Consider the following 25,679-nt stretch of genomic DNA (forward strand, 5'->3'; position numbering starts at 1 on the left):
CGTGGCCGACGGCGAACTATCCGTCACGTAATCATCACGCTCGACGACCGTTAACGAACGGAATGTGCTCGCACCTGCCCGCTTAGCCCGCTGAGCTGTTTCAACTCGCCCAGTGAAGACTCTAGCTTCTGCTTCGATGCATCCGGCCCCACGTAAATACGGGTGATCTCGCCTGAAACCGGCGTTGATGGCACGGTATACGCGCGGTAGCCAGAGAGACGAAGCTTAGCGACAATTTCGTTCACCTTATCGGCGTTTTTCAGCGCACCAAGCTGCACAATATAGGCCTGCCCGACAGGCGCTTGCGGCGTCGGCTGTGTTTCAGGCTTCACTTCCGGCTTGGGTTCCGGTTTAGGCTCTGGCTTCGGTTTCACTTCTGGCTTCACCTCAGGCTTTGGCTGAGGCTTCGGTGTTACCGGCACTGGCGTCTGAACCGGCGGACGTTCAACCACCACTGGCGGTGCCGTCATGGCTGGCGTATTCGTGCCAGAATGGGACGATGGCGGCGTCTGCGTCGTGGTTTCAGATCCTGTCGTTGTAGATGATGCAGACGATCTCGCTTCAGCGGCTTCGGCTTCCGCACTGTTTTGCATCGCCGCTTCCGCCCCTTCCGGCGGTTGACTCGGCAGCGACGGGTTCAGCGCAGGCAGCGCTTCCATCTCATTGCTGTCACCCGGTTTAGGGATCAGCGGAATCGATGCAAACTCGTCTTCGTAGTGCTTTTTCTTGCCGTCCAGCAGGCCGGGTAAGACGATCACGCCCAGCGCGACCAGAATAACCGTACCGACCAGTCGATTCTGAAATTTACTCGCCATTCGCCTTCTCCTCATCCAGCGCTTCCATCACATGCGCTACCGTATGAAAAGATCCACACACAATGACGATATCCTGCTCCGTCGCCTCGGACATTGCTTGCTGCCAAGCGGCAACGACATTGGAGAACGATTGGCTGCGCGTCAGGTGCTCGGCAATCTGCTGCGCCGTGGCACCACGCGGCCCTTCCAGCGGTGCGCAATACCACTCATCCACTGACGGCGTTAAGTGGGCCAACGTACCGGCGATGTCTTTATCCGACAGCATGCCGACGACAGCTCGCACTTTTCCAGTTTTCGGCAGCGCGGCCAAACGGTTTGCCAGATACGCCGCCGCATGAGGGTTGTGTGCAACATCAAGAATCAATCGCGGTGACGCCTGCACGGTCTGAAAACGACCGGGTAATGCGGCGTGCTGCAAGCCTTGTCGAATCGCCTCTTCACTCACGTTGAGTGAAGAATAGTGCAATGCAGCCAGTGCCGTGGCGGCATTGGCTAATGGGACGTTGGGCAACGGCAGCCGTGACAACTCGCGCTGTTTATCCTGCCAGCTCCACGTCTCACGCTGAACGGAATATTCCCAGTCGCGACCACGACGGCGCAGCTGTGCACCTTTCTCTGCGGCAACATCGGCAATCGTGCCCGGCATATCCGGTTCACCAACGACGGCAGGTCTACCCTGTCGGAAGATCCCGGCTTTCTCGCGGCCAATGCTTTCCCGATCGTTACCTAGCCAGTCGGTATGGTCGATAGCAATACTGGTTACCACGGATACATCCGCATCCACAATATTGGTGGCATCCAGACGCCCGCCTAGCCCCACTTCCAGAATGACGACATCCAGATTCGCCTGCTTGAAGAGTTGCAGTGCCGACAGCGTACCGAATTCAAAATAGGTGAGCGATACCGCCCCTCTCCCTGCTTCGATATCCGCAAACGCCTGCGTATGCTGTGCTTCAGGCAATTCTTTGCCCTGGATACGCACTCGCTCGGTATAGCGAACAAGATGGGGAGAACTGTACACGCCTACCCGTAGCCCGGCGGCTAACAGAATGGATTCCAGCGTACAGCAGGTCGTTCCTTTGCCGTTTGTCCCCGCGACAGTGAAAATCGTGGCGGCAGGCTGGAGCAGTTGGAGATGTTCAGCAACCTGCTTAACGCGCTCCAGGCCTAGATCAATGGCCTGAGCGTGCAGGTGCTCAAGATAATGAAGCCACGTGACCAAAGGTGACGTGGCTTGAGGTATTTGAAGAGTATCCATGAGTCCCGTTCACTAGCTTACGGTTCATTGCGGGCAGAGCGTGCATGCTACTCGGTCGAGAACGACGTGGTCGAGCACCACACGTCCTGCCCATCATGTCAATTATGCGTCATCCTGTGATGATTCAGACGGCGCATCGCTGCGGATTTCCACATCATCGTTGCCCGGTTCTGGATGGTTCGTCAGTTTGGCAAGAATCGTGGCCAGCTTGTAGCGCATTTCCGGACGACGAACGATCATATCGATCGCCCCTTTCTCAATCAGGAATTCGCTGCGCTGGAAGCCCGGCGGCAGTTTTTCACGCACGGTTTGTTCGATAACGCGTGGACCAGCAAAACCGATCAGCGCTTTCGGCTCGGCAATATTCAGGTCACCCAGCATCGCCAGACTTGCGGAAACACCACCCATGGTTGGGTCAGTCAGCACAGAAATGTAAGGCAAGCCGCGATCGCGCATTTTTGCCAATGCTGCACTAGTTTTCGCCATTTGCATCAGCGACATCAGCGCTTCCTGCATACGCGCACCGCCACTGGCGGAGAAGCACACCAGCGGACAACCGTCTTCCAACGACTGCTCAACGGCACGCACAAAGCGCGCACCCACAACAGACGCCATTGAACCGCCCATGAAAGAGAACTCAAATGACGCGACGACAATCGGCATGCCGTATAGCGTGCCTTTCATCACAACCAGCGCATCTTTCTCATCGGACTGTTTCTGTGCAGAAACCAGACGATCTTTATATTTTTTGGAATCCCGGAATTTCAGGACATCCTTCGGCTCCAGTTCGCTTCCCAGTTCGACAGTGTTTTCTTTATCCAGAAAAGCCTGTAGACGGGCACGCGCGGAAAGGCGCATATGGTGATCGCACTTCGGGCAGACACCCAGATTGCGCTCCAACTCGGCACGATAAAGAACCTGGCCGCAGCTATCACATTTTGTCCAGACCCCTTCAGGGATGTTCGCTTTACGGGTCGGTGTGATATTGCTTTTGTTAAGAATTCGTTCAATCCAGCTCATTGATAACCTTTCTGCTTGAACCTGGCAAATGCCAGTCCGCTGTTCATGTTATTCCCTGACAACATTGCCAATGAAAAAATGCCTGAGACGCACGACAATCGCGGTACAAAGGCATCGGCACCAAGGATGTTCCCAAGAACAGACCATAAATGCTGCCCATTAAACCATAACGTTCCGGTACTGTGGATAAAAAACTGGTCAAACCGGATGTTAAAATACTTCACTTATTTCACATTGCCGCGCGAGGCCGCTCTACGGTGACGGGCAATCTCAATAATGCCCGGCAGGATAGAGAGAAAAATAATTGCAACAATCAGTAATTTCAGATTTTCCTGCACCACCGGCAAATCGCCAAACAGGTAGCCCGCATAGGTAAACGACAACACCCACAGCAGCGCACCAATGACATTATAGGCTGCAAAATGCCGATAGCTCATGTGCCCCATCCCGGCGACAAACGGCGCAAATGTTCTCACAATCGGGACAAAGCGCGCCAGAATTATTGTCTTACCACCGTGACGCTCGTAAAACGCATGCGTTTTATCCAGATAGCTGCGGCGGAAAATCTTTGAGTTCGGGTTGCTAAACAGCTTCTCACCGAACAGTCGTCCAATAGTGTAGTTCACTGCATCACCCGTAATCGCAGCAACGATCATCAGGAATACCATCGTGTGTACATTCAGATCGTTCGACGGCAACGCCGCCAGCGCCCCTGCGACAAACAGCAGCGAATCTCCCGGCAGAAACGGCGTCACCACCAGCCCGGTCTCACAGAACAGAATCAGGAACAAAATGGCATAAATCCAGACACCATATTGCGCCACCAGTTCCGCCAGGTGAACGTCAATGTGCAGAATAAAATCAATAATAAACTGTATAAATTCCATCACAACTTCTTCTCCCAAAGTCTCTATCGAACGCACGCGGTCGATATACGCAAGGCAGCCGCACTCTCCGTGTTGCCTTGCGTATAGCACGCTGAATAGCCTCGTCCTTAATACGCATCGCACCCTACCTTTGGCCTACGGCCATCTGGCAGCGTGCAACAGGTAAAAAACGCACTCGTTACAACAAAAAACGTCAATCCGCTAAAAAGAGCGGCCCCATCGTAGGCCGCGGCAAAGCAAAACGCGCGGATAATCTACCGCCACCAAATACAGCCCTTCGGCTCTGGCCGTTGCGCCAGCCAGCGTACGATCTTTGGCCGCCAGCAGCTCGGCAATCCACGACTCTGGGCGATTGCCACAGCCGACATCCATCAGGCTACCAACGATATTACGCACCATATGATGAACGAACGCATTGGCCTTAATATCTACCACGATATAGTCACCGTGACGTGTAACCTTTAAATGATTTACATAGCGCCATGGCGTGCGTGACTGGCACTGCACTGCACGAAAAGAGGTGAAATCATTCTCCCCCAACAGGCATTGCCCGGCTCGCTCCATGCGTTCTACGTCTAACGGGTGATAAAAGTGCGTCATGCCGCGCGAAAGCACCGCAGGACGATAGCGGTGATTGTAGATGACATAGCGGTAGCGACGTGCCGTGGCGCTGAAGCGCGCATGGAAATCCTCATCTACCGTTTTCACCCAGCGCACCGCGATATCCGGCGGTAAATTTGCATTCACGCCCATCGTCCAGGCAGCATCTTTTCGGATCGCGTGCGTGGTGAAATGCACCACCTGCCCGGTGCCGTGAACGCCAGCATCGGTTCGCCCGGCGCAAAACACCTCTATCGGTTCATCCGCGACTTTGCTCAGCGCCTTTTCAAGACAGGCCTGCACGCTAGCGACATCAATCTGACGCTGCCAGCCATAATAGAGGCTGCCGTCGTACTCAATGCCTAGCGCGATTTTCAGCGGGGCGCGTTCGTTTTCCGCAGCGGCATCGGCCTGAGTAGCCTCTGCCTGAGTGGTTTCCGACATTACCCGAGATACTCCTGCACCAGGCATTCTGCCGTTTCCACCGCCATCAACGCGCCGCCAAAACGAGCGTTATCGGCGACCGACCAGAATTGCAGTAGCTCAGGAATACCGTAATCATTACGCAGACAGCCGACGCTCAGGTGCCCGTTACCGGACGCATCGCCAACCTGCGTCGGGTAATCCTGCTCGTCGCTTACCTCAATATTCCCAGCATTGAGCAGTTCATCGCGCGCTTCTTCCGCAGACAGCGGACGCAGTGATTCAAGATGAACAACCTGCGCGTGACCATAGAACACAGGAGACTGAATGCAGGTCACTGAAATCGGTAATCCGTCATCCTGCAAGACTTTACGCACCTGATCGACCAGCGCGCGTTCTTCGCGCACGCTGCCCGCATCATCGGGCAGTAAAGGCAACAGGTTGAATGCCAGCTGTTTCGGGAAAAGCCCGGCCTCAGGCGGAACACCATTCAGCAGACGCGCACTTTGCCCGGCCAGATCGTCTATCGCCGCTTTACCGAGTGCGGAAACGGACAGCATATTGACGACATGCAGGCGTGAGAGCCCAGCCGCATCGGTCAACGGCTTAATCGCCGTCAGCAGTTGGCTGGTCAGGCTGTCAGCCACCGCGACAATATTGCGGTTACGATAATCTGCCAGCGTATGCGTATTCACGCCAGGCACCACCAGCGGGACATCCGGCTCCAGCGCAAACAGACCGCTGCTGTCGATAACCAGACAGCCCGCGTCCCCCGCGTCTTCCGCATAGCGGGCGCTGACGTCCTGACCAGCAACAAAAAACGCCAGCTGCGCCTGTGACCAGTCAAAATCAGCCACATCGGTGACCAGGCAGGATTTGCCGTTAAAACGTATGGTTTCACCCGCGCTACGTTCACTGGCCAGCGGATACAGTTCACCCACCGGGAATTCGCGTTCCTGCAATAATTCCAGTAACGCCGTGCCTACTGCGCCCGTTGCGCCCAGCAGAGCAATATTCCAGCCGTCAGACATTTGGTTCTCTCCCAAATTTTGAATGAAACACAAATCATGAATGGAACTGACAGACGATAGCGACACCGTCTGTCAGTTCATGAATAAATAACTGTCTATTAATGAATAAATAGTATGCTTATGCGACGCATCCGCCAGCGGAGAACCTCAGCGGTGCTCCGTTAACGTGCATCCCGCACTGACGCCGTGAACCCCAGCGCGTTCAGGCAATCTGCGCTATCAGCATCAGCGCAGATAACATGGAGTGACGACCATTCGCGTCGTTCCTGATAATGTTTGCGCAGGCGATCGAACTCGCCTTCCTGATGCGCAACGTGGCGCAACAACGCATCGTCCCGGCGCACATCATACACCAGATGCACCAGACGTTTTAGCAGCGCCTCATCCAGCGGCGCAGTCAATGTCACTTCGGCATACTCTGGTGCAGGCAAAAGCGACGAAAGTGCGACCTGCTGCGGGGTTCCGATAAACTCGCTCCACGCCTCAAACACCTGCGTGGTGCCGCGCGCTTTCCCTTCCAGCGTATAGCCAGCGATATGCGCCGTGCCGATGTCTACCCGCGCCAGCAGATCGGTCGATAACGCGGGTTCTGGCTCCCATACGTCAAGAATGACGCTGAGTTTTTTACCTTGTTGCAGCGCCTCAAGCAGTGCAGCATTGTCCACCACCGGGCCACGACAGGCGTTAATCAGAATACGTCCGTCCGCAAACGCGTTCAGTACGGCGGCATCAACCAGATGGTGAGTACGGTACGGTCCATCAAGATACAGCGGCGTATGCAGCGTTAGAATGTCGGCATCACGCACCAGCGTGTCGAGCGGCAGGAAATCCCCCGCCTCACCGCGATCGGCACGCGGCGGATCGCACAGCAGCGTGTTAACGCCCCAGGCTTTCAGACGCGCATCCAGACGTCTGCCAACGTTGCCCACGCCGACAATCCCTACGGTTTTATCACGCAGTTGGAAACCATCACGCTCGGCCAGCATCAGCAAAGAAGAAAATACGTATTCCACTACCGCGATGGCATTGCAGCCTGGGGCAGCAGAAAACGCGATCCCGTTGGCGTTAAGCCAGGTGTCATCAACATGGTCGGTGCCTGCTGTCGCGCTGCCGACAAATTTTACCGCCGAACCAGCCACTAAATCCGCGTTCACCTTCGTGACCGAGCGCACCATCAACGCATCCGCGTCCGCCAGCAGATCGCGCGGCAAAGGACGTCCCGGTACGGCCTGCACTTCCCCCAGACGGCTAAATAGCTCGCGGGCATACGGCATATTCTCATCAACCAGAATCTTCATTGTCTTCTCCGACATCGGTAGCCAGCCAAAAAAAGCGGGGAGATATTTTGCCACCGAATGGGGCAGAAACCCAAGGCAATTACGACGCGATATCTTTCCGTTATCGGTTCGCACCCATGAGGATCTGACAAGATGGTTGCTATAGAAAGCCGACGCCATACAAGGTTGATAGTCGTCACATGGCTCTGTTATGTTGTTTGCCATTGCCGCACTTGCCCCATTTTTATCGACCAGACAGGCAATTGGTGCGTTTTTCGTCTGGTCTGTTATGAGAAACCCAACGTTGAACGCCCTCTTTCCTACCATTGCCGTCCTGATCTGGTCAGTTAACGTCATCGTCAACAAGCTCTCTGCAAGCGTTATTGACCCAGCCGCTATCTCGTTTTATCGCTGGCTGCTGGCGTTCCTCGTCATGACGCCGTTCATGCTGCCAACCCTTCGTCAGCACGCGGCGACCATTCGTCAACACGCCTGGAAACTGCTGGTGTTGGGTCTGCTTGGTATGGTGTTGTACCAAAGTCTGGCCTATTACGCGGCGCACTCGATCAGCGCCGTGATGATGGGGATCATGGGGTCACTCGTGCCGCTACTCACCGTCCTGCTCAGCATTCCGCTGCTGCGCCTGGCTCCCACGCTGGGCGTGCTGCTCGGTAGCCTGCTGTCGCTGGTCGGGATTGTCTGGCTGATCGGTGAGGGACATCCCGAACAAATTCTGGCGCAGGGCATCGGCCCCGGTGAACTCATGATGTTTTGTGCGTCGTTGTCCTATGCACTCTATGGCGTGCTGACCAAACGCTGGAGCATCCCGTTGCCCAACTGGGTGTCGCTCTATGTGCAAATTGCCTTTGGCGTAGTCGTGCTGATTCCGAATTTCCTGCTGACGGACAATGTGCAGCTCAATGCTGAAAATCTGCCGCTGGTGATTTTCGCTGGCATCATGGCCTCAATCCTTGCGCCTTTTCTGTGGATTCAGGGGGTTATGCGCCTCGGAGCCAGCAAAGCTTCCATCTTTATGAATCTGACGCCGATCTTTACGGCGATGATCGCAATTGGCTTTTTGCACGAGCCTTTGCATCATTATCATCTGGTTGGCGGTGGCATCACGCTACTCGGCGTGATCCTCGCCCAGCGTTTGCGCATCCCGCTAGCGCGTAGCTCATCAGCCCCCCCATGAGATTAGTGCCGTTTTAGGCGACGTCTGACTATCGGCCGTCACGGGAGATTGCTATGATTCAACTCAATCATGACGGCAGTGAGGATAACCGATATGCAACCTGTAAGTGGCCCAGGTGCCCCGCTGCCCGGCGAACGCTCGGTTACGCCAACCACCACATCGTCAACCTCTACTTCATCCGCTAACGTCGCAGGTTCCTCCAACGGCGATCGCCCGCTGACGCTGGCGCAGCGTACGACGTTAGAAAATCTGGTGCTTAGAGTTGCCGCACTGACAACGTCAAAGGCAGCGGAGGTCTGGACAACGGTAAAACAGGGATTAGGGCTGGCAGAAAATAATGAACTGCTGTCCCGCCATTACCAGCCTGCCGAGCAGATACTTCAGACGCGTTTAACGCAGGCACAAGATAGCGGTGGACGTCAGCAGTTGCTTCAGCGTCTGACGGATATGCTGTCTCAGGGAAATAATCGTCAGGCGGTCAGCAATTTCATCCAGCAACAGTTCGGTAGCACTACGCTAAGCGCGCTGAATAAAACGCAGCTACAGCAGGTTGTTACGCTGCTGCAAAACGGGCAAATCCCGCAATCAACGGCATCAGCCACAGCATCGCAAACCACTCAGGCCGCCAACTCGCCCGATCGTCCGCTCTCTCCTGCGGAACAACGCGGCTTGAATCAGTTAGTCACCCGCTTAGCGACCATGACCGGGGAACAGCCTGCAAGAGTGCTGAACAATCTGATGATGATGCAGAATCTTAGCCCGGGTGACGCCATCCCGTTAAAACATCTGCCGCTGATCACGCAGTTCCTGCAAGCTCAAGTTGAGCTACAACAGACGCAGACGCTGTTGCGCGCCACCCCACCAGCGCAGCAGGGAACACCGACCCATGCAGGCGCGACAGGCGCTGCGCCAGAACCGCTGACAGCCAACACCACCAATACGGCTAACGCGAATTCGTCATCCACAGCGAATCTATCATCACAGCCGCTATCGGCACAGAACACGCTGCTTTCCCCGAATCTCGCGCCGTTGCAGGCTCTGCTGCAACAGCCTATGACCGCACAGGAACAGCACTTATTGATGGATTACACGCAGAATCGCTTCAATATCGGATTGCAAACCCCGCTGACGCCGATGCAGGTTAGCGATCTGCTGACATTCCTGTTTACGCAGCGCATTCAGCGTTCACAGGAAACGGACTGGACCACGACTTCACAATTGCTGCATCCGCTGTTTAACCCGCTGATTGCGTCATTGCCGCTCAGTTGGCAATCCCTGTTCCATAAGCCGATGTTTTTGGTGATTGTCAGCACCTGCGTGGCCGCATTTTTGCTCTGGGTATTGATCTAGCGTCAATACCGCTCATGACTATCGCTGACTGACTATCATCAAACAAACCCGCGCCAACAAAAAACCCCGCGGCTTGCGCCAGCGGGGTTTTCTTTATTTCAATGAGAACGTTTCAATGAGAATGTTTGACTGATAAACCGATTATTTATCGAGTTTTCTCATGACCAGCGTCGCATTCGTACCACCGAAACCGAAGCTGTTAGACATCACCGTAGTCAGTTTACGTTCCGTCGGTTCAGTCACGATGTTCAGGCCAGCAGCCTGCTCGTCCAGATTTTCCACGTTGATACTCGGTGCAACGAAACTGTGTTCCAGCATCAGCAGTGAGTAAATGGCTTCCTGAACGCCAGCCGCGCCCAGAGAGTGACCAGTCATCGCTTTGGTCGCAGAAATAGCTGGCGAGTTGTCGCCAAACACTTCACGAATCGCACCCAGTTCCTTCACATCGCCAACCGGCGTAGAAGTACCGTGAGAGTTCAGGTAATCGATCGGCGTATCCACACCGTGCATCGCCATCTTCATACAGCGAACGGCACCTTCACCTGATGGGGCTACCATATCCGCGCCGTCAGACGTCGCGCCGTAGCCGACTACTTCCGCGTAGATGTGTGCGCCACGCGCCAGTGCGTGTTCCAGTTCTTCTACGACGACCATACCGCCACCGCCTGCAATGACGAAGCCATCACGGCCGGCGTCATAGGTACGGGACGCTTTTTCTGGCGTCTCATTGTATTTGGTCGACAGTGCGCCCATCGCATCAAATTCACAGGCCAGTTCCCAGCACAGCTCTTCCGCGCCGCCAGCGAACACGATGTCCTGTTTGCCCATCTGGATTTGCTCAACCGCGTTACCGATGCAGTGTGCAGAGGTCGCACAGGCAGAGCTGATGGAGTAGTTCACGCCGTGAATTTTGAATGGCGTTGCCAGACACGCGGATACCGCAGAACCCATGGATTTGGTTACCACATAAGGGCCAACGGCTTTCAGACCGCGCGGGCTACGCATCGCGTCAGCACCGAATACCTGATAGCGCGCAGAACCGCCGGAACCGGCAATCAGGCCAACGCGTGGGTTATTCTGATAAACCTCATCAGACAGCCCAGAATCTTGAATCGCCTGCTCCATGGATAAGTAGGCATAGATCGATGCATCACTCATAAAACGCACAATTTTGCGGTCGATGAGGCCAGTGGTGTCCAGTTTGACATTCCCCCAGACGTGACTACGCATGCCGGAATCTTTCAGCTCTTGAGAGAAAGTAATGCCCGAGCGGCCTTCTCGCAATGATGCCAGAACTTCCTGCTGGTTATTACCGATGCTTGATACGATCCCTAGGCCAGTAATCACTGCACGTTTCATTTAATACCTCTTCTTCCACTTATAGAGTTTGGGATTTCGCTTCGCACTTTAGCGTACAGTTGTAAGCTGAACAAGTCCGATCAGCCAAACTATCGCGAAATCATTGCTAAATTTGCGCCACAATATTCAGCCCGATAGAATCTCATCATCACTTGAATAATGAGCTTTTTGTCGTGACCAACCTCCCCATCCAACACGCGTCGTTAAGTTGGAACGCTCAGGGTACACCTGTATCGCAACAGTTTGATGACGTCTATTTTTCGAATCAGGATGGGTTGGCAGAAACCCGTTATGTGTTTTTAAAGGGCAATCAGTTTCCTGAGCGTTTCGCCACGCACCCGCGCGCAGCCTGCGTGATAGCGGAAACAGGCTTTGGCACTGGCCTGAACTTTCTGACGCTGTGGCAGGCTTTTGCCGACTTTCGTCAACAACAGCCACAGGCGACCTTGCGACACCTGCATTTCATTAGCTTCGAGAAATTCCCTCTGCGTCGGCATGATTTGGCTGCCGCACACGCACAGTGGCCGGAGCTGGCCGCATTCGCAGATGAACTACGTGAGCAATGGCCGCTAGCGCTGCCGGGCTGTCATCGTCTGATTCTGGCGCAAGGCACTATCACGCTCGATCTGTGGTTCGGTGACGTTAACGTCTTACTGCCTGAGCTGGATGAGACTCAGAATCATCAGGTCGACGCCTGGTTTCTGGACGGCTTCGCGCCTTCCAAGAACCCGGATATGTGGACAGATAACCTGTTTCAGGCAATGGCTCGTCTGTGCCGTAAAGAAGGTACGTTCGCCACCTTTACCGCCGCAGGATTTGTGCGTCGCGGTCTGCAACAGGCGGGGTTTCAGGTCAGTAAAGTCAAAGGATTCGGGCAGAAGCGTGAGATGCTGAGCGGCATTCTTCCCGACACGCTTCCCGTCACCTCGCCGACGCCGTGGTATTCGCGCCCTGCCGCCAGCACGACTGACGATATTGCGATTATCGGCGGCGGCATCGCCAGTGTGCTCACTGCACTGGCTCTGCAACGGCGCGGTGCAAACGTCACGCTCTACTGCGCGGAAGCACAGCCTGCTACGGGCGCATCCGGCAATCGTCAGGGGGCGCTGTATCCTCTGCTGAATAACCGGCACGATGCCGTGTCCCGCTTTTTCTCTCTCGCCTTTGACTTTGCCCACCGCAGCTATACCGCGCTGGCACAGCAGGGTTTGGCGTTTGAGCATCAGTGGTGCGGCGTCAGCCAGCTCGCCTGGGATGAAAAAAGTGCGCGTAAAATCGAGCAGATTCTGCAAGGCGAATGGCCGGAAGCGCTGGTCGTCAGCGTAGATGCGCAGCAACTGGAAAATCAGAGCGGCCTGAATCCCGGCGTAAACGGCATCACTTATCCTGACGGCGGCTGGCTGTGCCCAGCAGAACTGACAGCTTCTGCACTGAAGCAGGCAGAGCAGAACGGTCTGTCGGTACAGATGAGTACTACCGTTTCCGCATTAGACAAAACGGACGGCGGCTGGGCGCTCACCCTGAGTACTGGCAAGCAGGTAAACCATGCGGTCGTGGTGCTGGCAAATGGTCATCACATTACCGACTGGCCACAGACCTCCCACTTACCTGCTTATGCCGTGCGCGGGCAGGTCAGCCATGTTCCGACCAACCCGGTGCTAGGGCAGCTCAAACAGGTTCTATGCTACGACGGCTATCTGACACCGGTGAGTCCGCAGCATCAGACGCACTGCATCGGGGCGAGCTATTTACGGGGTGAAACACACTGTGATTATCGAGAAAACGAGCAGCAAGACAACCGCCAACGGCTGCTGAATTGTTTGCCTGACGCAGACTGGGCGAAAACGGTCGATGTCAGCGATGCGCAGGCGCGTCAGGGCGTCCGCTGCGCGCTGCGCGACCATTTGCCGCTATTAGGCGCGGTGCCAGACTATGAACAAACGCTAACCGAGTATGAAGACCGACTGCATCCTCAACACCGTACCGACGCGGTGCCAAACGCACCCTATTGGCAGGATCTGTTTATTATCGGTGCGTTAGGCTCACGCGGCCTGTGCTCTGCTCCACTCGCAGCAGAAATTTTGGCCTCACAGATGTATGGCGAACCGCTACCGCTGGACCGCGATACGCTCGCCGCACTCAACCCAAATCGTTTCTGGATAAGAAAACTGCTGAAAGGTAAACCCGTAGCTCAGGATTAATAAACTATCTCTTCACAGACAAACGGCCTCTTGTGCACAAATGCCACGACTTGTAATAGTTTTTGCCAGAATCCGGCTTAAAAAATTATGCAGCGGTGAGCTTGGCCGCCGAGTGAGCGACAGGACGTCGCGAAAACCAGTGCCGCGTCGGGAACGCGTCACTGGTGGCTCGATTAGCGGTCATGAACACCGATGGCACCGCGAAGCGGCATAATTTAGCCGGGAGCCTGGGTTCGCAGGGCGGCGGCGACTGAGCGCCATGCGTCGGGCGCATATACGGTATCGCATATGAATAGCAGCAGTGTGGCGCACGAAACTGTCTCTGAGTCTGCATAGGAATGTAACTGAGAGACAGTGAGTAGGGAGCGGTCATAACGAGTTCGGCTAAACTCATTCTAAACAATTCAAGCTAGTGGGTACTATTCTGCGCCTGCTGGAACAGACGTTCCCACATCCCGTTAACCAGTACCTGATCCGGTGGTGACAGCTCACCGTTTTTGATGGCGTTATTAATGCTGTCGCTAACGCGCAGATGCAGTGCTTCAAGCGTGTGTTCTCCATGCTCTTCCGCTTCTGCCACCGACACCGTCAGATGACCACGCAAATAGCCGCCGGCAAACAGTTCATCGTCGCTGGCATGCTCTACCATGTCATCAATCAGCGCCAGAATGCGCGTTTCAAATTCTGCGATCATTTCTTATCCTCAAATTTTTGCGGTTCCCGCGCATCACAGATCGGCTGGATACGGGAAGCTCGCCGCCGTCAGCGGTGGCGTATTGTAAAACGATTGTAATGCACGAATAAAGCTGGCCGGACGCGCGGGAATCCCCTCTTCCAGATACTGCATCACTTGTGCATGCACGCGCCGCTGGAAATCAATACGGTCCGGCTCGCAGTCGCCGTTCAGGTTGTCGCAGCTGACGTTAAACGGAAAGCCTGCGGCGACACAGAACAGCCAGTCGAAGGCCTGCGGTTTGATTTCCACCACTTCAAACTGGCTTTGCGTCGAGGCATCGCGGCCATCTGGGCAGTACCAGTAGCCGAAATCGACCTGCAAGCGCCGCTGGGCACCCGCAATGCACCAGTGAGAAATCTCGTGTAGCGCGCTGGCATAAAAACCGTGGGCAAACACAATCCGGTGATACGGAATATCATCATCCGCTGGCAGATAAATCGGCTCATCATCGCCTTTTACCAGACGGGTATTGTATTCATCGCCAAAGCAATCATTAAAAATATCAATCAGCTGTTGATAATGGTGCGTCGTTGTCATGTTATCTGTTGTTATCATAATTTGTTGTTATAAAAACTGTCCCAGCCAAACGGCAATTTCGTGCCCGTGGCTGTCATAAATCAGCTTGCTGCTCATAATGGCGGAAACCAGCACCAGCATAGGACGAATCAGCTTTTGCCCTTTCGTCATCACCATTTTGGCCCCCAGCCGCGCACCGAGGATTTGCCCGATCAGCATGACGCCGCCGACCACCCAGACCACTTTTCCGCCGAGCATAAAAAACAGCAGCCCGCCGAAGTTGGAGGTAAAATTCAGGATTTTGGCATGCGCCGTCGCTTTTGCCAGATTGAAACCATACAGAGTGACAAAGGCCAGCGCGTAAAACGATCCGGCACCGGGGCCGAAGAAACCGTCATAAAAACCGACACAACTGCCTGCCACAATCGCAAACGGAAGTGGCGACAGACGACGCTGCCGATCTTCATCGCCGATTTTTGGCGTTAATAAAAAGTAGAGACCGATGCCAATAATCAGTAATGGCAGCAGTTGGCGCAGAAAATCAGCATTGATCTGCTGGATCAGCCAGGCACCAAAGGTCGAGCCGACAAACGTCAGCGCAATCGCCAGCTTCTGCTCGCCTAGATTCACCGCACGGCGGCGGATGAAATACAGGCTGGCGGAAAAGGATCCGCCGACGGCCTGAAGTTTATTCGTTGCCAGCGCCTGCGCCGGGGATAAACCCGCCGCCAGCAAGGCAGGGATCGTCAATAAGCCGCCCCCGCCCGCAATCGAATCAATGAACCCTGCCAATGCCCCGACAAAAAACAGTACGGCCAGCATTTCTGGCCCAAGAACTAACCAGTCCATAATTATTTTTTATCTCGCGACATAGTTATCTGTTATCTCGCATAGTGACTCGTTATCTCGCGGCAAAATGTCTGTCGAGCAGTGCCTGACAAGATGGAGGCAACGGCGGCGGCGTGGTTTTTTCCGGGGCTTCGGTACTCGGCTGTTTTGGCTGGAACCAGCTGGTTAACTCGGCACCGCACCCGTCACCGACAGGTGGTTCGTCCTGATCCTGACACTCAAGGCTGTCCGCCGGGCAGCGCAGGCGCACATGCATATGTGCACGGTGTGCAAACCAAGGGCGAACTTTGCGCAGCCAGTCACGATCGTGACCCGCTTCAACACACAGCTGTTTTTTAATCGCCGGATTAACGAAGATGCGCGTTACGTCGCTATCCAGCGCAGCGGTTTTGATCAGGGTGGTGATTTCCGGTCGCCAAACGCGCGGATTAACGTTCAGTCCGCTGGCGTTAACCAAGTCGATAGGCTGCGGCTTCAGCAACTGCTGCTCGCTCCAACGCTGTCTGGGCAATTGCAGCCAGATGTCGACATCCAGCCCGGATTGGTGACTGGCGTGGCCGCTGCTGAAACGTCCACCGACAGGCATGCCCATATCCCCCACCAGCACATTACCGGAGGTCGTACGCTTAACCTCGTTGCTCAGGCGGTGAATAAACGCCAGAAGATCGGGGTGACCGAAATAGCGGCGCTGATCGACGCGCATCACCTGATAATCCAGCGACTGCAATGGCAGCGGCTGGGCACCGATGATACAGCCATTGGAAAAACTACCAATTGACTGTGACGTACCCGCGACCGGATGCGTTATCTCCTGCCAGGGCGTTTTCGCCCATGCGACATTCGACAACAACGGCGCGCTCAGTGCCAGCGCGAGAACCCCGATTAACCCTTGTTTCATTATTTTTTACCAGCGAGGTACCTGACTGTTCACATCCCCACACTGTGCGCGTTGGCGCAGCAGGTGATCCATTAACACAATCGCCATCATGGCTTCGGCAATCGGCACCGCGCGAATACCCACACACGGATCGTGACGCCCACGCGTAACCATTTCAGTCGCTTCACCCTGACGGTTGATCGTTTTCCCCGGCACCATAATGCTGGAGGTCGGCTTCAACGCCAGATGCGCAACGATATTCTGACCGCTGCTGATCCCGCCCAAGATGCCGCCAGCGTGATTGCTTTGGAAACCGTCCGGCGTGATTTCATCTCGGTTTTCGCTGCCACGCTTGGTGACAACCGCAAAGCCATCGCCAATTTCGACGCCTTTTACGGCGTTGATGCTCATCAGTGCGTGAGCCAAGTCAGCATCCAGACGGTCAAAGACCGGCTCGCCTAATCCGACAGGCACCGATTCCGCCACGACGCTGACCTTCGCCCCGATGGAATCGCCTTCTTTTTTCAGCGCCCGCATCAGTTCATCCAGGGCTTCCAGCTTGTCGATATCCGGGCAGAAGAACGGGTTTTGCTCAACCTGTTCCCAATCTTTCAGCTCGCAGGTGACATCGCCGATCTGCGACAGATAGCCACGTATCTTCACACCATGTTGCTGTTGCAGGTATTTCTTCGCAATCGCACCCGCGGCAACGCGCATCGCCGTTTCACGCGCGGAAGAGCGGCCACCACCACGGTAATCACGTTGACCGTATTTTTGCTCATAGGTGTAATCGGCATGGCCGGGGCGAAAGACGTCTTTAATCGCACCGTAATCCTGAGAACGCTGGTCGGTATTTTCAATCAACAGGCCAATACTGGTCCCTGTTGTCACGCCTTCAAAAACGCCGGACAGAATCTTGACCTGATCGAGTTCGCGGCGCTGCGTCGTATAACGGGAGGTCCCCGGACGACGGCGATCCAAATCGTGTTGCAGATCCGCTTCCGTTAGCGGGATGCCCGGCGGTACGCCGTCAACAATACATCCCAGAGCAATACCGTGGGATTCACCAAATGTAGTGACGCGGAAAAATTGCCCAATACTGTTGCCTGCCATCACAACTCCTTCGCATGTGTTCTGTTTCTGCCTTACCGTCTAAACGGTAAGGCGAATAAATATCGTTATGACCGTTTAATCACGGCTGCTGACAGAGGTCGTTGAGCGGGAGTAACGGATAGATCGTAAAGACGCTGCAAGTACATCCCTGTAAGCTCGGATTGCGCAGATATGAATCTCATCCCTGAGATTCACCCTTGCAGGGCCGTCGCAAGCGACGTTCAAAAACGCTCCTGACGTTTTTGTCCCTGGCGCAAACGCTTTACTCTTCTATTCCGTTACTTCCGCCCCCACTTCGCAAATAGGTTTATCAACTATCCTAATCACGGTAAGCGCTAAAGTGCGCTTTGCAATCGACCAGCTGTGATTGCGTTAGCATAAACACGCCGTCACCGCCGTTATCAAATTCCAGCCAGGTGAACGGGATTTCTGGGTATTGATCGATCAGGTGCACCATGCTGTTGCCCACTTCGCAAATCAGCACGCCGTCGTCGCTCAGATAATCTGGCGCACAGGCCAGAATACGACGCACCAGATCCAGACCGTCGTTACCCGCCGCCAGCCCCAGTTCAGGCTCAAAACGGAATTCCTGCGGCAGATCGAACATATCTTCTTCATCCACGTACGGTGGATTAGTCACGATTAAATCATAGCGAATCGCCGGTAAATCGCGGAACAGATCAGAGCGAATCGGCGTCACGCGGTATTCCAGACCGTGCTGCTGAATATTTTGCTCGGTTACCGCCAGCGCATCGTTGGAGATATCGACCGCATCGACTTCCGCTTCTGGGAACGCCTGAGCGCAGGCAATAGCAATACAGCCGCTGCCCGTGCACAGATCCAGAATATGGTTTGGCGTTTTTGGCAGTTGCTCATCAAAATAGTTGTTGATCAGCTCACCGATAGGAGAGCGCGGCACCAGCACGCGTTCATCCACGTAGAATTCCAGGCCGCAGAACCAGGCCTTGTTGGTCAGATAGGCAACCGGGATACGCTCATTGACGCGGCGAATCACGCGTTCAACAATGCGCTGCCGTTCGCTGGTGATCAGACGGGACGTGTACATATCTTCAGGAATATCGAACGGCAGATACAGGCTAGGCAATACCAGCTGTATGGCTTCATCCCAGGGATTATCCGTCCCGTGGCCGTAATAGACGTTGGCTGCGTTAAACCGGCTAACAGCCCAGCGCAACATATCCTGAATGGTATGAAGTTCACTGACGGCCTCATCGACGAAAATTTTGTCCAAGGGTGTCCTCCGCAGACAGTTCTGAATGGGAAATTGGCGCTTAGTTTGCCATGAAGCCCGCGACAAATCAGCAGATATAACCGACTGAACGCGCCCCGATACAGACTTTTATTTAGCGACAGCGGGGAGACAAGGTAAACTGATCGAATGTTGACGCAAGATGAATGAAACATGAGTAATAAATTTTCGCTGAATGACGACGAATTACAGCTTTTTCGCACGTCAATCACTGGCACAAAAAAATTGCGTCAGGATACCTATACCCATAAACCGCTGCGCAAAAAACCGGGCGAATTACCCGCCAAACGGGCATTACAGGAGCAGGTTGATGCCAGTTTCTATTTTTCGGATGAATTTCAGCCACAGCTGGATGCAGAAGGCCCGACGCGCTATATCCGTCCGGGTGCTAGCCCCTATGAATTGAAGAAGCTTCGACGAGGAGATTATTCACCGGAGCTGTTTCTGGATTTGCATGGCCTGACGCAGCTTCAGGCGAAGCAGGAATTGGGCGCGCTGCTAGCGGCCTGTCGGCGGGAGTATGTTTACTGCGCCTGTGTGATGCACGGGCACGGCAAACATATACTTAAGCAACAAACGCCACTCTGGCTGGCACAGCACCCTGACGTGCTGGCTTTTCATCAGGCACCGAAAGAATTTGGTGGGAGTGCCGCGCTGCTGGTGTTGGTGGCGTTGGAAGCCCCTTCGCTTGAATAAGCTCATCCTTCTTCAAAAAACGATGAGGCGTGTAAGTTCATTACACGCCTCATACCGTATGAATTCAGGAATGTGGAGTTAGTCGTATCAGGATTTCGCGTTCAGTTGGGCCGGGCTGACTTGCCAGTGCAGAACGCCATGACCGGATTCCGCTTCCACTTTCACGCAGGCAATAGCAGATGTAGCGAACATCGGCGCAGTTTCATTCTGGCATAATTCAGCAACCAGATAGCCCACCAGCGGCAGATGCGACACAACCAGTACCGCCCCCACGCCTTCTCTCGCCAGCGTTTGCAGATAATAGCTGACAAGCTGGGCGTCACCACCGGGCGTCAGCTCATTCAGGCAATCCGCTTCTTCCGGCAACGGCAGCGCTTTTTTCACCACCTCGAGCGTTTGCTGGGCGCGCAAATAAGGGCTCACCAGAACGCGCTCAATATCGATATTTTGCTCATTCAACCAACACGCCATCTGGCGGGATTCATCACGACCAGCGTCGCTCAACGGCCGGACGGCATCACTCGCTGCATCAAGTACCGCATCACCATGACGCATTATCAACACTTGCATATTACACCGCTATGTTAATGAAATATATGATATATCCTCATACTTAGTGCTGTATGAGCATTGGCTTCTCTGCCATTTTGGCATACCTGCAATGTAAGCCATATAAGGTATATACCCTAAATCACTCAAGTATGACGGGTATAACCGCTTTATTGCTGTAGGTTACCTGAGTTTCTCGCTATGTAAACTCACCTGAGGTCAGGTTTAGGTAGAAAACGTCATCATACTTGCTTCCCAACCACAGACTACCCACTGAGATCTGCCGTGAATGCAACCCAATACTGTTATAACATTAACCATTCTGAAAACGCGTTGTTAGCACATCTATCGCTAATGGGTCAGTAATTGTAATGTATCAGCAAAGTTATGAGACTCGTCCACTCTCATTTCTCATCATTAATTACATGATAAATAAAAAATTTATAGATATACGGCAGAATCTACCCACTCGAAATACATAACCATATCTTTATAATGGTCATTATGATCGCTTACAATAAAATCAAAAAATAGGATACAGAATTCAACAATGAACAAAAAATCAGCATAAAACACTGATAAAATCAAAAATGTCGATTTCTTGCACTTTTTTAACGCATATCAATTTTTGCGACATTGTTAAACAACCACTCTGGTTCTATCTTTATCTTAAATAGATCTTTTTTTACTATTCGTTTTTTATAAACAAGGTCATTACACAGAATATAACGCCATATAATTAAAATAGATTGCTCTTCTATTTATGGACGAATGTGCAATTCAGGATAAAGCTCGAAGAACGTCTCTGTTATTTATATGCCCGCAATTATTCACGCCACGGAAGATAAAATTAGTCATACGTTTTCTTTATAGCATTACCTTCACCATACGGAACGTACTGAAAGTAGTAGCGATATATTTCAGTAGTGCGACATTTTAGTGTCAGTGGTTCTGCCAATCAGGAAAGAGAATAAACGCTCTGTATTTTCCCGGTCGGTTAATCTATGCCATATAAATATCCGTACTGATTAAAACGACTCGTTATGATTACTTTGGTAATAGTCATTCTTGACGAGCTGTTTTCACGAAAATCAATGTGCTGTCGTGAAAACACATTCGATGAAAATAAGTGAGAGGCATATAAAGGAATCATTATGAATTCTAAACGTATAGCATTACCTATTCTGGCCACACTATTTACCACATTCGGCCTATCCCCCACCGCAAGCAGCGTGACGATTAGTGGTCAGATCCCTGTATCACTGACGATTACTTCCGCCTGCACAGTCAACAACGGGGGAGGCGCAGGCACTACATGGGGAACAATCAACTTTGGCTCTCATTCCGATCTGACAGCCAGTATTGACTCTCAGGTTACCAGTGTCTCGGGCAACGGGATTACCGTCAGTTGCTCTGTTGGCACACCGGCGACGTTGTACATCGGTGCGGGTGCAAACGCCACCGCCTCGCTACGCCGCTTAGCGCCGGGCACAGGAGCCTACAACGTCCCTTACCGTTTATACAGTGATTCAACCCGCACGACCGAAATCACACTCAGTACTACAACCGGCATTGCCATTGTTGCAACGGGCAACCCACAGCCGGTTCCGGTGTATGCCCGTATCCTGCCGTCAGATCAGACCGTGCTATCGCCCACCGCAGGGGCTTATACCGACACCGTCACTGCCACGATCGAATGGTAATTTTTTACAGGCTGGCATGTTCGCATGCCAGCCTCTTTAGGGTCATTGATCCACAAGAAAAGGAGCCGTTATGTCACTACATCTCATACGCGATTCCGCGTTGACTACCTACGCCCTGCCGTTCTGTCTGGCTTTGGGCGTTTCCCGTGCGGCTATTCAGGCTCGATAGCCGCGGGTATTGCGATGCGTTTTCCATCGGCATTGATTTTCTCGTTCCTGCTGTCTGGTTCCATCGTTCCCACGGTGGCGATGGCGCTCACCGTGAGCAGCACATTCGATGTCACCGCAACGATACAAAAAGGCTGTGTATTTGGCACCAGCACAGCAAGCAGCCAGCCCAATATGGGAACGCTTAACTTTGGGACGCGCAGCGCCACGGCGACCAACGTGGATGTCGCCAGCACCAGCGGCGGGGGGTCGATTATCGCCACCTGTACACCTGGCACTAACGCCATCATTGAACTGGGCTACGGTACCAATGGCGGCAGCAGCGCGCAGCGTTATCTGAAGAACGCGGCCGGGACACGCCTGTTGGCCTACCAGCTTTACCGCGATGCGGCACGCACACAGGTCTGGGGAACGGGAAGTCTGGCGCTCAGCATTGTCTCTTTTCCCGCCACAACCCAGACCTACACCGTTTACGCCCGCTATTTTGGCGGCACGCCTCTGCCTCCTGCGGGGGTTTATACCGATAACGTGACCGTCAGCCTGACTTATTAAAAACACAACAGGGTGAACACAGGATGAAAAGGAAAATGACGTTTTTTATTCGGGCAATGTTTTTTTTATTAAGCGGTTTCAGCGCATTTTGCTTTGCCGCCAGTTCTATTCTCGTTTGGCCGATTTATCAGGTCATTGAGTCCGATGAGAACAGCTCAGCGCTCTGGTTGGAAAATAAAGGCACTGCGCCCGTTGGCTTACAAATTCGTATTGTGTCCTGGAAGCAAATAGATTTTCAGGATCGTTATGCCGAGCAAAGTAACGTGATTGCCACACCGCCGTTCATGACGCTGGAGCCGGGCAAGCGCAATATGATACGCCTGATTCGCGTCAACCCTGCCCCCGCCAATACCGAACAGGCTTACCGCATCATCGTTGATGAAATCTCCGCGCCCTACCAACAAGATGCACCACAGATGGGGCTGCAATTCCAGATGCGCTATCTGCTGCCGCTGTTTCTTGATGGTGCAGGCATTTGGACACATAGTCGCCCGGACAAACGACGCGCCACCGCCGAGCCTACGCTGCCCGTGCTCAGTTGGCGAGTTAGCGCAGTTGGGGGGAAAAACTATCTTTATGTCCGCAATCGTGGCGTCGTCCATGCCCGCTTAAGCAACGTTTATTGGTCAGCCGACCAAAGCGGGAAAGGAAGCCGGATAAAGGTAACCGACGGCTTTTTAGGCTATGTGCTACCGGGACAAGAGATGCGCTGGCCGCTGCCTGCGGGCGTATCCACACCGGGTGCAGCAATGCAGCTCTTCACCAGCCTGATCGATATCACCGACCCCATTTTGATAAAACGCGAATGATGGGTCGATTAACGACAGCGGCGTGTTTATTGACCGTACCGCTAGGATGAGGTCAGGCATGAAGAGTAAAACAGGTATGTTCCCCCTGCTCATCTATGCCCCGTTTACGCTGTTTTATTCTGCGACGATTCTCGCGGAAGACTATACCGATCTTCCCCCGCCCCCCAGCGCCATGCCCTCACTCAGCGAATCCGTTTACTATTTAACGATTTCCGTCAACGGGCAGAGCGATAATCTGGTCGTGCCTGTCACGTATCGTGAGGGAAACTATTATGTGGATGCAGCAACACTGCGTTCGAATCATGTCCGTCTATCGGAGCAAAGCGTGGGGCTGGTGAATGTCAGCGCCCTGCCAGAAGTCACCGCCGATTACGATCAGGCCATACAGCAGCTAAAAATCACCGTGCCTACACTCTGGCTACCCGAGCAATCTGTTGAAGGCGGCGGGCAGGACATGATGCGCTTTCCCGCCCGCAGCAGCCCTGGGTTATTGTTCAACTATAACCTTTATTACACCTCACCCCGCGGCAATTCAGACTCACTCAACAGTTGGATGGAACAGCGTTTTTTTAGCCCTTACGGTACCTTATCCAATACGGGGGTCTACTATTTCACCTCGGGCAGCGATACCGCACAGCAAGATGGCTATCAGCGTTTCGATACCTATTGGCGCTATAACGATAACGAACGCATGCTCACCTATCAGGTTGGTGACCTGATTAGCAACTCGCTGACGTGGAGCAACTCGGTGCGTATGGGCGGTCTGCGCGTCGCCCGCAATTTCGGCCTTCGCCCGGATATCGTCACCTATCCGATGTTGCAATATACCGGTACGGCCGCCGTGCCCAGCACGCTTGATCTGTTTATCAACGGGTATAAAGCAAACAGCACCAGCCTGAATGCTGGCCCCTTCACCCTCACGAATACGCCTTACCTGAACGGCGCAGGGGAAGCCACCGTCATTACCACTGACGCTCAGGGGCGGCAGATTTCTACCACGATCCCGTTTTACGTCTCCAACGCATTGTTAAGAGAGGGGTTAAGCGATTTCGATCTGTCCGTTGGCGTGTTACGTCAGGACTATGGCATAAAGAATAATGCCTACACTGACGATCCTGCTGTCAGCGGCATCTATCGCTATGGGTTGACCAATAAGCTGACCGTGTCAGTGCATGGCGAAGCCGTACAGGATCTCTATCTGCTCGGTGCAGGAGCCGATTTTACCCTTGGCCGCTGGGGCACCCTGAGTTCGTCCTACAGTCAGAGCGAAAAGGAAGCCACCGGACACCAGTACACCACGGGCTACTCTTACTACGCTTCCGCGTTTGGCCTGAATGTTCAACATGCCAAACGCAGTGAGGAATACCGCGATTTAACGGCCGTACTCGCAGAAGGCCGCCTCAGCCGAGAAAGCTATCAGGCAACGCTCAGCAGCCAGCTGTTCGGCGAAGGCAACGGTTCATTCGGCGTGGGTTATTTCGATATCCGCGCGTACGATTCCACCCGTACTCGCCTGCTGAACTTCTCTTTCAGCCGTCAGGTCTGGCAAGACAGCTCTATTTATCTCGCCTTTAACAAAGCGCTGGGAGAAAACGGCTACAGCGCCCAGATCCAGTTCGTGATGCCTTTTGGTACAAACGGCAGCATCAATGCCGGCGTTCAGCGCGACAACAATGGCGATTATTCACCGCGTGTCGGGGTGAACCGTACCGCCCCGACAGAAGGTGGATTAGGCTGGAATGCGGCCTATGGCGCGGGGGAAAATCCTTATCACCAAGGCTCGCTGAACTGGCGCGGCCCTTATGCCATGGTTGCTGGTGGTACGTATGGCAATGAAGGAAACACCACGCAATGGGGTGAACTGAGTGGCTCGCTGATCTACATGAACGGGGGGCTTTTCGCCAGTAACCGTATCAACGATGCTTTTATTGTGGTCGATACCGAGGGATACCCTGACGTCCCGGTAAAATATGAAAACCAGTTAGTAGGAAAAACCAACAAACGCGGTCATTTGCTTGTGCCGTGGGTCGTGTCCAATTACCCCGCGAAAGTGGAAATCGACACACTACAACTGCCAGCCAACGTCACCACGCCACAGGTGGAATCGCGCGTGGCGGTCAAAGAAGGCAGCGGCACCATCGTTACGTTCCCCGTTCATGCTGTGCGATCCGCCAACATTAAGCTACGCAATACGGATGGCAACTCACTCACCATCGGCACTTGGATAACAAACGAGGTCAGCGGGGACACCACCATCAGCGGCTACGATGGCCTGGTCTATTTCACCAATCTGGGAACCTCGAACCGCTTACGCTTTAAACAAGAAGACGGGCGGCTTTGCCGAGTGGAATTTTCACTGCCGGAATCACAAACCATGATGGCGACCATCGGCCCGCTTACCTGCCAGACTGACTCAAAAGGATAA

22 protein-coding genes and 1 pseudogene are annotated in these 25,679 nt (G+C 53.7%); 8 read left to right on the forward strand and 15 right to left on the reverse strand.

The features are described 5' to 3' along the window. Nucleotides 1–50: 50 nt before the first annotated feature. The 7 genes and pseudogenes from dedD to pdxB form a co-directional block, all read right to left on the reverse strand. Nucleotides 51–815: a cell division protein DedD gene (dedD, locus tag BJJ97_RS19635; protein ID WP_095995038.1), complete on the reverse strand. Its 765-nt coding sequence runs from the start codon at nt 813–815 to the stop codon at nt 51–53. Further along, nucleotides 805–2,073, reverse strand: coding sequence for a bifunctional tetrahydrofolate synthase/dihydrofolate synthase (gene folC, locus BJJ97_RS19640; RefSeq protein WP_095995039.1), 1,269 nt, complete (start codon nt 2,071–2,073; stop codon nt 805–807). The genes dedD and folC overlap by 11 nt, the downstream gene beginning before the upstream one ends. 102 nt (nt 2,074–2,175) lie before the next feature. Next, nucleotides 2,176–3,093: an acetyl-CoA carboxylase, carboxyltransferase subunit beta gene (gene accD / locus BJJ97_RS19645; RefSeq protein WP_039471294.1), complete on the reverse strand. Its 918-nt coding sequence runs from the start codon at nt 3,091–3,093 to the stop codon at nt 2,176–2,178. Nucleotides 3,094–3,317: 224 nt separating this feature from the next. Continuing rightward, nucleotides 3,318–3,980 carry a DedA family protein gene (locus BJJ97_RS19655; RefSeq protein ID WP_095700065.1) on the reverse strand — a complete coding sequence of 221 codons (663 nt, stop codon included), beginning with the start codon at nt 3,978–3,980 and terminating at the stop codon, nt 3,318–3,320. A 193-nt stretch (nt 3,981–4,173) separates the two neighbouring features. Then, nucleotides 4,174–5,024, reverse strand: a pseudogene (gene truA, locus BJJ97_RS19660) (tRNA pseudouridine(38-40) synthase TruA). Then, nucleotides 5,024–6,034, reverse strand: a complete 1,011-nt coding sequence (locus BJJ97_RS19665) for an aspartate-semialdehyde dehydrogenase (RefSeq protein ID WP_095995040.1) — start codon at nt 6,032–6,034, stop codon at nt 5,024–5,026. The pseudogene truA and the gene BJJ97_RS19665 overlap by 1 nt, the downstream one beginning before the upstream one ends. Nucleotides 6,035–6,195: 161 nt before the next feature. Next, complete coding sequence (pdxB, locus tag BJJ97_RS19670) at nt 6,196–7,332, reverse strand: 4-phosphoerythronate dehydrogenase PdxB (RefSeq protein ID WP_095995041.1); 1,137 nt, start codon at nt 7,330–7,332, stop codon at nt 6,196–6,198. Nucleotides 7,333–7,522: 190 nt separating this feature from the next. Between pdxB and BJJ97_RS19675 the strand changes: the two genes are divergently transcribed. Further along, nucleotides 7,523–8,506, forward strand: coding sequence for a DMT family transporter (locus tag BJJ97_RS19675; RefSeq protein WP_095995042.1), 984 nt, complete (start codon nt 7,523–7,525; stop codon nt 8,504–8,506). Between the two features lie 93 nt (nt 8,507–8,599). After that, nucleotides 8,600–9,856 carry a flagella biosynthesis regulator Flk gene (gene flk / locus BJJ97_RS19680; RefSeq protein WP_095995043.1) on the forward strand — a complete coding sequence of 419 codons (1,257 nt, stop codon included), beginning with the start codon at nt 8,600–8,602 and terminating at the stop codon, nt 9,854–9,856. A gap of 141 nt (nt 9,857–9,997) precedes the next feature. Here flk and fabB read toward each other — a convergent pair whose 3' ends face one another. Beyond that, nucleotides 9,998–11,215: a beta-ketoacyl-ACP synthase I gene (gene fabB, locus BJJ97_RS19685; RefSeq protein ID WP_039284831.1), complete on the reverse strand. Its 1,218-nt coding sequence runs from the start codon at nt 11,213–11,215 to the stop codon at nt 9,998–10,000. Between the two features lie 173 nt (nt 11,216–11,388). Between fabB and mnmC the strand changes: the two genes are divergently transcribed. Then, nucleotides 11,389–13,416 carry a bifunctional tRNA (5-methylaminomethyl-2-thiouridine)(34)-methyltransferase MnmD/FAD-dependent 5-carboxymethylaminomethyl-2-thiouridine(34) oxidoreductase MnmC gene (gene mnmC, locus BJJ97_RS19690; protein WP_095995413.1) on the forward strand — a complete coding sequence of 676 codons (2,028 nt, stop codon included), beginning with the start codon at nt 11,389–11,391 and terminating at the stop codon, nt 13,414–13,416. 409 nt (nt 13,417–13,825) lie between these two features. Here mnmC and BJJ97_RS19695 read toward each other — a convergent pair whose 3' ends face one another. The 6 genes from BJJ97_RS19695 to prmB form a co-directional block, all read right to left on the reverse strand. Continuing rightward, nucleotides 13,826–14,110 (reverse strand): YfcL family protein, encoded by a 285-nt coding sequence (locus BJJ97_RS19695; RefSeq protein WP_014916053.1) that lies wholly within the window; start codon nt 14,108–14,110, stop codon nt 13,826–13,828. A 33-nt stretch (nt 14,111–14,143) separates the two neighbouring features. Continuing rightward, nucleotides 14,144–14,689 carry an elongation factor P hydroxylase gene (locus BJJ97_RS19700; protein ID WP_010285076.1) on the reverse strand — a complete coding sequence of 182 codons (546 nt, stop codon included), beginning with the start codon at nt 14,687–14,689 and terminating at the stop codon, nt 14,144–14,146. A 27-nt stretch (nt 14,690–14,716) separates the two neighbouring features. After that, complete coding sequence (locus BJJ97_RS19705; RefSeq protein WP_095700073.1) at nt 14,717–15,517, reverse strand: sulfite exporter TauE/SafE family protein; 801 nt, start codon at nt 15,515–15,517, stop codon at nt 14,717–14,719. A 52-nt stretch (nt 15,518–15,569) separates the two neighbouring features. Then, nucleotides 15,570–16,415, reverse strand: coding sequence for a penicillin-insensitive murein endopeptidase (mepA, locus tag BJJ97_RS19710; protein ID WP_095700074.1), 846 nt, complete (start codon nt 16,413–16,415; stop codon nt 15,570–15,572). A gap of 6 nt (nt 16,416–16,421) precedes the next feature. Further along, on the reverse strand, nt 16,422–17,507 hold the full coding sequence (aroC, locus tag BJJ97_RS19715; protein ID WP_095995044.1) for a chorismate synthase: 1,086 nt from the start codon (nt 17,505–17,507) through the stop codon (nt 16,422–16,424). A gap of 319 nt (nt 17,508–17,826) precedes the next feature. Further along, on the reverse strand, nt 17,827–18,759 hold the full coding sequence (gene prmB / locus BJJ97_RS19720; protein ID WP_095995045.1) for a 50S ribosomal protein L3 N(5)-glutamine methyltransferase: 933 nt from the start codon (nt 18,757–18,759) through the stop codon (nt 17,827–17,829). A 171-nt stretch (nt 18,760–18,930) separates the two neighbouring features. On the opposite strand from prmB, the gene smrB reads away from it, so the two are divergent. Further along, nucleotides 18,931–19,473 (forward strand): endonuclease SmrB, encoded by a 543-nt coding sequence (smrB, locus tag BJJ97_RS19725; protein ID WP_095700076.1) that lies wholly within the window; start codon nt 18,931–18,933, stop codon nt 19,471–19,473. An 87-nt stretch (nt 19,474–19,560) separates the two neighbouring features. Here the strand turns inward: smrB and sixA are convergent, their stop codons facing one another. After that, nucleotides 19,561–20,043 carry a phosphohistidine phosphatase SixA gene (gene sixA, locus BJJ97_RS19730; RefSeq protein WP_095995046.1) on the reverse strand — a complete coding sequence of 161 codons (483 nt, stop codon included), beginning with the start codon at nt 20,041–20,043 and terminating at the stop codon, nt 19,561–19,563. A gap of 1,133 nt (nt 20,044–21,176) precedes the next feature. On the opposite strand from sixA, the gene BJJ97_RS19735 reads away from it, so the two are divergent. The 4 genes from BJJ97_RS19735 to BJJ97_RS19750 all read left to right on the forward strand — a co-directional run bounded on the left by BJJ97_RS19735 (nt 21,177) and on the right by BJJ97_RS19750 (nt 25,679). After that, a complete protein-coding gene (locus BJJ97_RS19735; RefSeq protein WP_095700078.1) occupies nt 21,177–21,725 on the forward strand; it encodes a Csu type fimbrial protein in 549 nt (182 codons plus the stop codon). Between the two features lie 183 nt (nt 21,726–21,908). Further along, entirely contained in the window at nt 21,909–22,445 is a 537-nt protein-coding gene (locus BJJ97_RS19740; RefSeq protein ID WP_095995047.1) for a Csu type fimbrial protein, read from the forward strand. A gap of 35 nt (nt 22,446–22,480) precedes the next feature. Next, entirely contained in the window at nt 22,481–23,254 is a 774-nt protein-coding gene (locus BJJ97_RS19745; RefSeq protein WP_095995048.1) for a fimbrial biogenesis chaperone, read from the forward strand. Nucleotides 23,255–23,312: 58 nt separating this feature from the next. After that, on the forward strand, nt 23,313–25,679 hold the full coding sequence (locus tag BJJ97_RS19750; protein ID WP_095995049.1) for a fimbria/pilus outer membrane usher protein: 2,367 nt from the start codon (nt 23,313–23,315) through the stop codon (nt 25,677–25,679).

This window comes from Pectobacterium polaris (assembly GCF_002307355.1).
In the GTDB taxonomy this organism is placed as follows: Bacteria; Pseudomonadota; Gammaproteobacteria; order Enterobacterales; family Enterobacteriaceae; genus Pectobacterium; species Pectobacterium polare.

Excerpts from the sequence above, each read along its gene's own strand:
- dedD (WP_095995038.1), bottom strand. The coding sequence starts at position 815 with ATGGCGAGTAAATTTCAGAATCGACTGGTCGGTACGGTTATTCTGGTC.
- folC (WP_095995039.1), bottom strand. The coding sequence starts at position 2,073 with ATGGATACTCTTCAAATACCTCAAGCCACGTCACCTTTGGTCACGTGG.
- accD (WP_039471294.1), bottom strand. The coding sequence starts at position 3,093 with ATGAGCTGGATTGAACGAATTCTTAACAAAAGCAATATCACACCGACC.
- BJJ97_RS19655 (WP_095700065.1), bottom strand. The coding sequence starts at position 3,980 with ATGGAATTTATACAGTTTATTATTGATTTTATTCTGCACATTGACGTT.
- BJJ97_RS19665 (WP_095995040.1), bottom strand. The coding sequence starts at position 6,034 with ATGTCTGACGGCTGGAATATTGCTCTGCTGGGCGCAACGGGCGCAGTA.
- pdxB (WP_095995041.1), bottom strand. The coding sequence starts at position 7,332 with ATGAAGATTCTGGTTGATGAGAATATGCCGTATGCCCGCGAGCTATTT.
- BJJ97_RS19675 (WP_095995042.1), top strand. The coding sequence starts at position 7,523 with ATGTTGTTTGCCATTGCCGCACTTGCCCCATTTTTATCGACCAGACAG.
- flk (WP_095995043.1), top strand. The coding sequence starts at position 8,600 with ATGCAACCTGTAAGTGGCCCAGGTGCCCCGCTGCCCGGCGAACGCTCG.
- fabB (WP_039284831.1), bottom strand. The coding sequence starts at position 11,215 with ATGAAACGTGCAGTGATTACTGGCCTAGGGATCGTATCAAGCATCGGT.
- BJJ97_RS19695 (WP_014916053.1), bottom strand. The coding sequence starts at position 14,110 with ATGATCGCAGAATTTGAAACGCGCATTCTGGCGCTGATTGATGACATG.
- BJJ97_RS19700 (WP_010285076.1), bottom strand. The coding sequence starts at position 14,689 with ATGACAACGACGCACCATTATCAACAGCTGATTGATATTTTTAATGAT.
- BJJ97_RS19705 (WP_095700073.1), bottom strand. The coding sequence starts at position 15,517 with ATGGACTGGTTAGTTCTTGGGCCAGAAATGCTGGCCGTACTGTTTTTT.
- mepA (WP_095700074.1), bottom strand. The coding sequence starts at position 16,415 with ATGAAACAAGGGTTAATCGGGGTTCTCGCGCTGGCACTGAGCGCGCCG.
- aroC (WP_095995044.1), bottom strand. The coding sequence starts at position 17,507 with ATGGCAGGCAACAGTATTGGGCAATTTTTCCGCGTCACTACATTTGGT.
- smrB (WP_095700076.1), top strand. The coding sequence starts at position 18,931 with ATGAGTAATAAATTTTCGCTGAATGACGACGAATTACAGCTTTTTCGC.
- sixA (WP_095995046.1), bottom strand. The coding sequence starts at position 20,043 with ATGCAAGTGTTGATAATGCGTCATGGTGATGCGGTACTTGATGCAGCG.
- BJJ97_RS19735 (WP_095700078.1), top strand. The coding sequence starts at position 21,177 with ATGAATTCTAAACGTATAGCATTACCTATTCTGGCCACACTATTTACC.
- BJJ97_RS19740 (WP_095995047.1), top strand. The coding sequence starts at position 21,909 with ATGCGTTTTCCATCGGCATTGATTTTCTCGTTCCTGCTGTCTGGTTCC.
- BJJ97_RS19745 (WP_095995048.1), top strand. The coding sequence starts at position 22,481 with ATGACGTTTTTTATTCGGGCAATGTTTTTTTTATTAAGCGGTTTCAGC.
- BJJ97_RS19750 (WP_095995049.1), top strand. The coding sequence starts at position 23,313 with ATGAAGAGTAAAACAGGTATGTTCCCCCTGCTCATCTATGCCCCGTTT.